This is a genomic window from Aeromonas media (assembly GCF_000819985.1).
Classification (GTDB): domain Bacteria; phylum Pseudomonadota; class Gammaproteobacteria; order Enterobacterales; family Aeromonadaceae; genus Aeromonas; species Aeromonas media.
The window spans coordinates 36,601-40,580 of sequence record NZ_CDBZ01000167.1 but is presented as its reverse complement, the minus strand read 5'-3'; the positions used below and the strand labels follow the sequence as shown (position 1 = coordinate 40,580).

The following is a 3,980-nucleotide window of genomic DNA, read 5'->3' as shown; positions in this document are numbered from 1 at the left end:
CTGTGAGCGGTGCCCGGCGCCCTGGCTGCCCCTGCTGGCGATGGGGGCGGCGTTGCTGCTGCTCAACGCCTTGCTGCGCCGGGCACCGCTCACAGCCATCTTCTGCTCGCTGGCGGTGGGCTGGCTGATCTACTCCAGCTGGATCTGCGTGAAGCTCAACGACATGCGCACCCCGGAGGGGGTGATGGCGCTGGCGGCGCAGCAGGTGCCTGTGGGCGACGAGCTGTTGCTGGCCGGCTTCAAGGAGCAGCACCTGCTGTTCGCTCTACAACCCGTGCGCCATTATCCTTACCTGCTGGGGGACGGGGAGCAGGCCCGGGAGGCGGCGGCCTGGGTGGCGGCCGGGCCCAGGCGCCATGTGCTGGGCTCGGCCGACATCATGACGGTGTGTTTCGATGCGGTGCGGATGACGAACCTCGGCAACCGTCATCGCACCGACTGGCTGCTGGCTGGCGCGGATGCCCTCAAGCCGGAGTGCCGCGGTCTCAGTCCACAGATAGAGCCCTTCAGCTATACCCCCGGGCCCTGAGCCCGGACAGCAGACGGATAAGTCGGATAAACAGAGGGGCTGCCATTGGCAGCCCCTCTTCATCGTCAGATCTCTCGGCGCGGTCAGACTTGGTAATACGCCTTGTACCAAGCGACGAAGCTCTCTACCCCTTCTTGCAGCGCCATCTTGGGTTTATAACCGGTCGCCTCGAACAGCGCCTCGGTGTCGGCCCAGGTGGCGAGCACGTCGCCGGGCTGCATGGGCAGCAGGTTGCGGATCGCCGGCTTGCCGAGCGCAGTCTCGATGGCCTCCACGAAGTCCAGCAGCCGCACCGGGCTGCCGTTGCCGATGTTGAAGAGGCGGTAGGGGGCCGGGCTGGTATCGGTCTGCCCCTGCCAGTTCGGGTCGCCGACCGGCGGCCGGTCCGCGATGCGCACTATGCCCTCCACTATGTCGTCGATATGGGTGAAGTCCCGACTGAGCTGGCCCTGATTGTAGATATCGATGGGCTCCCCCTTGAGGATGGCGCGCACGAACTTGAACAGCGCCATGTCGGGCCGACCCCAGGGGCCGTAGACGGTGAAGAAGCGCAGACCCGTGGTGGGCAGGCCGTAGAGGTGGGAGTAGGAGTGGGCCATCAGCTCGTTAGCCTTCTTGCTCGCCGCGTAGAGGGAGACAGGGTGATCCACCCCGTCCGAGGTCTTGAACGGCATCTGCTCGTTCAGGCCGTACACCGAGCTCGAGGAGGCGTAGACCAGATGCTTGACCCCGTGATGGTGGCATCCCTCCAACACAGTGAGAGTGCCGGTGAGGTTGCTGTCGGCGTAGGCGAAGGGGTTGTCGAGGGAATAGCGCACCCCGGCCTGAGCACCCAGGTGGATCACCCGCTCGAACCGCTCGCGCGCGAACAGCTCGGCCATGGCGACCCGATCGGCGAGATCCAAGCGCTCGAAGCGAAAGCCGGGCAGGGGGCTGAGCCGTGCGAGGCGTGCCTCCTTCAGGCTCACCTCGTAGTAGTCGTTGAGATTGTCGATGCCGACCACCTGATGACCGTCGTGGCAGAGCCTCTGCGCCACATGGAAGCCGATGAATCCGGCGGCACCGGTGACCAGATATTTCATTGCCGTTGCTCCTTGTGCAGTCCGGTGGCCAGACTGTCGCCCCGGCCGATGGCGTAGTAGGTAAAGCCGCGCTGGTGCAGGCGGGCCGGATCATAGAGGTTGCGACCGTCGATGATGACGGCCTGTTTCAAGGTACGCTGTATCAGCTCGAAGTCCGGGGCGCGGAACTGCTGCCATTCGGTGCAGATGAGCAGGGCGTCGGCTCCCTTGAGGGCCGCTTCCTGAGTACCGCACAGAGTCAGATCGTCCCGCAGGCCATAGAGACGCTGGGCCTCGGTCATTGCCTCGGGATCGAACGCCTGCACCTTGCCGCCAGCGGCCCAGATCGCCTCCATCAGCACCCGGCTCGGTGCCTCGCGCATGTCGTCGGTGTTGGGCTTGAAGGCCAGGCCCCAGAGGGCGAAGGTCCGTCCCGTCAGATCGCTGCCGAAGTGCTGCTGCAGGCGGGCCATGAGCTTGTGCTTCTGGCCGTCGTTGACCCGTTCCACCGCATGCAGCAGGGGGGCATCGCAGCCTGCCTCGCTGGCAGTGTGGATCAGCGCCTTGACGTCCTTGGGGAAGCAGGAGCCGCCATAGCCGCAGCCGGGATAGATGAAGTGGTGGCCGATGCGCGGGTCGGCGCCTATGCCCTTGCGTACTTCTTCGATGTCGGCGCCGAGCTTCTCCGCCAGGGTGGCCATCTCGTTCATGAAGGAGATCTTGGTGGCCAGCATGGCGTTGGCGGCATACTTGGTCAGCTCGGCGCTGCGGGCGTCCATCTGGATGATGCGATCCCGATTGCGGTTGAAGGGGGCATAGAGCTCCTCAAGCAGAGACATGGCGTGGGCCGAGCCGGTGCCGATGATGATGCGATCCGGCCGCAGGCAGTCGGCCACCGCGGCCCCCTCCTTGAGAAACTCCGGGTTGGAGACCACCTCGAGGGGGAGGTCGACCCCGCGCTCTGCAAGGATGGCGGCGATATGCTGGTGCACCCGGTTGGCGGTGCCGACCGGCACTGTGCTCTTGTTGATCACCACCTTGCCGCTCTGCATCAGTCGACCTATGGTACCGGCCACCGCCAGCACGTGCTTGAGATCGGCTGAGCCATCTTCATCCGGCGGGGTGCCGACCGCGATGAAGATGAGTTCGGCAAAACCCACCCCCTCGGCCACATCCGTGGTGAACAGCAGACGGCCTGCCTGGTGGTTGGTCTGTACCAGGGGGGCGAGGCCGGGCTCGAAGATGGGGATGATACCCGCTCTCAGCCGCTCGACTTTGGCTGCGTCCACATCCACACAGGTCACCCTGTGGCCCATCTCGGCCAGTACGGCGGCCTGAACCAGTCCCACATAACCTATTCCGAATACGCTGACTCTCATCTGCTGTCGCTCCGCAGCCAGTGGCAAGGGGGTCATTTTAGAACGATTCTGACTCGCTGACAGCGAGATACCCTGGGTTTTTCAGGTTATCTTCAGGCTGGGAGGGGAGAGGGCATGACATATTTTGGTGCAAGGGTTGTAACGCGGCGCTGACGCGCACCATTTCGGCGCATTCGGTCCCGTACTTGTGATCCGGGTCACTCAAAATGGACACTGTGACCATAACGAAGTCCCGACTCACGGGGCTCGCGCCCGTCATCGGGCCTCAGACACTCTTTTCACTTCGCTACTGGACATAAGGTTATGGACAACACCCCCCGTTCGGCCCATCCGCTCTATGAGGATGTGCTCGCCCTGCTGACCGCGGCAGGCTTCGTTTCCCTCGGCATCTTCCTGTTTCATCAGGTCGGTCTGCTCACCGGCGGCACCGCCGGATTGGCGCTGCTGTTGCAGCAGGTCACAGGCCTGAGCTTCGGCCTGCTGTTCTTCACCATGAACCTGCCGTTCTACGCCCTGGCCTGGCTCAGGATGGGGCCGCGCTTCACCCTCAATACCTTCGCCGCCGTGGCCACCGTCTCCTTCATGACGGATCACCTCAACGCCGTGCTGCAGATAGGCAAGATAGAGCCCGTCTATGCGGCCCTGATCGGTGGCACCCTGATCGGCATGGGGCTGCTCATCATGTTTCGCCACAAGGCGAGCCTGGGGGGCTTCAACATCCTGGCGCTGTTTATTCAGGACAAGTTCGGCGTCCGTGCTGGCAAGCTGCAAATGGGGCTTGATTGCGCCATCGTCATCGCCTCCTTCTTCGTGGTCTCCCCCTGGCTGCTGGCGCTCTCCGTGGTCGCGGCCATCATCTGTAACCTGGTGTTGACACTCAATCACAAGCCGGGCCGCTACCAGATAGCCTGAGTCACCCGTCACTTTGCAAACAAACAGAGCGCCCGAGGGCGCTCTGTTTGTTTGTTAATCTCATCAATATGCCGGCCAGTCACACCACCATGGGCTGCC

Annotated in this window: 3 protein-coding genes and 1 pseudogene; 2 read left to right on the top strand and 2 right to left on the bottom strand. The window is 63.6% G+C overall.

Annotated features, from left to right (window positions below):
- A pseudogene (locus BN1127_RS22455) lies at positions 1-529 on the top strand (glycosyl transferase); the annotation flags it as partial.
- Between the two features lie 83 nt (positions 530-612).
- Here BN1127_RS22455 and BN1127_RS14590 read toward each other — a convergent pair.
- The gene (locus tag BN1127_RS14590; RefSeq protein ID WP_005329119.1) at positions 613-1,611 is read right to left on the bottom strand and encodes an NAD-dependent epimerase; all 999 of its coding nucleotides are present in this window, start codon (positions 1,609-1,611) and stop codon (positions 613-615) included.
- Entirely contained in the window at positions 1,608-2,969 is a 1,362-nt protein-coding gene (locus BN1127_RS14585; RefSeq protein WP_041206324.1) for a UDP-glucose dehydrogenase family protein, read from the bottom strand. The genes BN1127_RS14590 and BN1127_RS14585 overlap by 4 nt, the downstream gene beginning before the upstream one ends.
- A 303-nt stretch (positions 2,970-3,272) precedes the next feature.
- On the opposite strand from BN1127_RS14585, the gene BN1127_RS14575 reads away from it, so the two are divergent.
- Positions 3,273-3,881 carry a YitT family protein gene (locus tag BN1127_RS14575; protein WP_005329125.1) on the top strand — a complete coding sequence of 203 codons (609 nt, stop codon included), beginning with the start codon at positions 3,273-3,275 and terminating at the stop codon, positions 3,879-3,881.
- Positions 3,882-3,980: the final 99 nt, after the last annotated feature.

Bases quoted from the DNA above. Each gene is read 5' to 3' on its own strand.
- BN1127_RS14590 (WP_005329119.1), bottom strand. From the start codon at position 1,611: ATGAAATATCTGGTCACCGGTGCCGCCGGATTCATCGGCTTCCATGTG.
- BN1127_RS14585 (WP_041206324.1), bottom strand. From the start codon at position 2,969: ATGAGAGTCAGCGTATTCGGAATAGGTTATGTGGGACTGGTTCAGGCC.
- BN1127_RS14575 (WP_005329125.1), top strand. From the start codon at position 3,273: ATGGACAACACCCCCCGTTCGGCCCATCCGCTCTATGAGGATGTGCTC.